The following is a 1660-nucleotide window of genomic DNA, read 5'->3' as shown; positions in this document are numbered from 1 at the left end:
AGGGTGTCGGGGGTTCGAATCCCCCGTTCTCCGCCATTATTTGCTTAGTACGTCGTAATCTGGCTTTTTCAGTAAGTTCTTGAATTTACTAGAAAAAGTGGTTGGAATAGAGATTAGACGGGCTATAATGCGGCGCAACAAATGCACTCGTAGCTCAGCTGGATAGAGTACTCGGCTACGAACCGAGCGGTCACAGGTTCGAATCCTGTCGAGTGCACCATTTAAGAGTTACTTATAGCAATATAAGTGGCTTTGCTTTAGCCAGTTGTGATCTGGTTTAAAAACACAAATGCACTCGTAGCTCAGCTGGATAGAGTACTCGGCTACGAACCGAGCGGTCACAGGTTCGAATCCTGTCGAGTGCACCATTTAAGAGTTAGTTGCAGCAATGCAGGTAGCTTTGCTTCAGCCAGTTGTGATCTGGTCTAAAAACACAAATGCACTCGTAGCTCAGCTGGATAGAGTACTCGGCTACGAACCGAGCGGTCACAGGTTCGAATCCTGTCGAGTGCACCATATACCAAGAAGCCCGCGTTTAACGCGGGCTTTTTGCTGTCCGGGGTTTGGCTTTTCCTTTCACGCATCCCTTCTCGTCGAAGTCGACTTGGGCACTACGGCCGCGCTTGAGGTCGTATCGATAGCTCGTCGTCGAAGTCCGGATATTCACCTTGTCCGGCTTGCCCAGCGCACTTTCAACATCCTGCTGGCTCATGCCGGCGATCACGCGTTGATTGATGATTGCCTCGCGGCGTTGTCTGGCGTCGATCAGGTTGCCGCATTTGTCTTCTACGCCGCCCACAAGGCCTGGTTCTGCGCTTCTGGTTTTCATACCGGATATTTCTTCGTGGTTGTGTTCCGGCATGATCGCCACAACCGATCCGGGCAAATAGGGGTGTACTTCCTGCACTGACAGTTGCTCGCCGAGCGCACAGCTCATGCTGGTAAACGTTATGCCGCCATCGGGCGCTTCGCAACGATGAAGGCTGGTCGCAGCCCCGGCGGGCGGCAGGCAAAGCAGGCTGGTGAGTAAAAAACGAGTGGTTTTTGATGGCATTCGACGTCCTCCATGACGATCTATGCTCAAGGGTAGTCGCTGCATTTTTCATTGCCGGTGTGTTTTCTTTTCAGGATGAGTCGTCGCATCTGCATGGGTCAGGACAGCGCTCAGGTTTGTTTCGCAAGCGCTTGTTTCGGCCGCGATTTTTTAAAGTTTAAAACCGTCAGGCGGTGTATCATTGCGCCCGTCAGCCCCGCCGGGGCTTATGGAATACCTCCATGGACTTACCCAGTAGTTACTCAGTATCCCGTTTCACCAATCATGAATTGACTGATTGATCCTTCCGGCGTGCCCCGCTGCTGGGAGTGGAGTTCGCCTATGTCTGAAATCGAAGTAAAGAAAACACAGGAAAGCCTGCAGGATCGCCTGGCTCAAGTCGTTGAGCTGCTGCAGCGTCAACGGGTCGTTGAAGACCTGACTCATCGCCAGGAAGGCGCGCATCACGACCGGGTGGAAAACCTGGTTCACCGGCAAAATCTGGTCGAGCTGCAACGCAAGCTCGATGATCTGCACTCCGCCGACGTCGCCTACATTCTTGAAGCCTTGCCGCTGGACGACCGTCTGACGCTCTGGCAACTGGTCAAGGCCGATCGCGACGGCGAC

General features: G+C 53.3%; 1 protein-coding gene, 3 tRNA genes and 1 pseudogene. 4 read left to right on the top strand and 1 reads right to left on the bottom strand.

Going from position 1 to position 1660, the window contains the following annotated elements; translation table 11 throughout:
• The first annotated feature begins 143 nt into the window (after positions 1-143).
• From ACIOVB_RS24625 to ACIOVB_RS24615, 3 genes are all read left to right on the top strand, one after another.
• Positions 144-220: transfer RNA gene (locus ACIOVB_RS24625), tRNA-Arg, on the top strand.
• Positions 221-291: 71 nt separating this feature from the next.
• A tRNA-Arg gene (locus ACIOVB_RS24620) sits at positions 292-368 on the top strand.
• A 71-nt stretch (positions 369-439) separates the two neighbouring features.
• Positions 440-516 (top strand) — tRNA-Arg (locus ACIOVB_RS24615).
• Positions 517-535: 19 nt separating this feature from the next.
• Here ACIOVB_RS24615 and ACIOVB_RS24610 read toward each other — a convergent pair.
• On the bottom strand, positions 536-1054 hold the full coding sequence (locus tag ACIOVB_RS24610; protein WP_401271947.1) for a cell envelope protein SmpA: 519 nt from the start codon (positions 1052-1054) through the stop codon (positions 536-538).
• A 321-nt stretch (positions 1055-1375) separates the two neighbouring features.
• Here ACIOVB_RS24610 and ACIOVB_RS24605 point away from each other — a divergent pair.
• Positions 1376-1660, top strand: a pseudogene (locus ACIOVB_RS24605) (magnesium transporter); the annotation flags it as partial.

It is taken from the genome of Pseudomonas sp. NPDC087639 (genome assembly GCF_044743385.1).
Lineage (GTDB): Bacteria > Pseudomonadota > Gammaproteobacteria > Pseudomonadales > Pseudomonadaceae > Aquipseudomonas.
The sequence above is the reverse complement of the archived record's forward strand: the minus strand, read 5'-3'. Positions and strand labels throughout refer to the sequence as shown.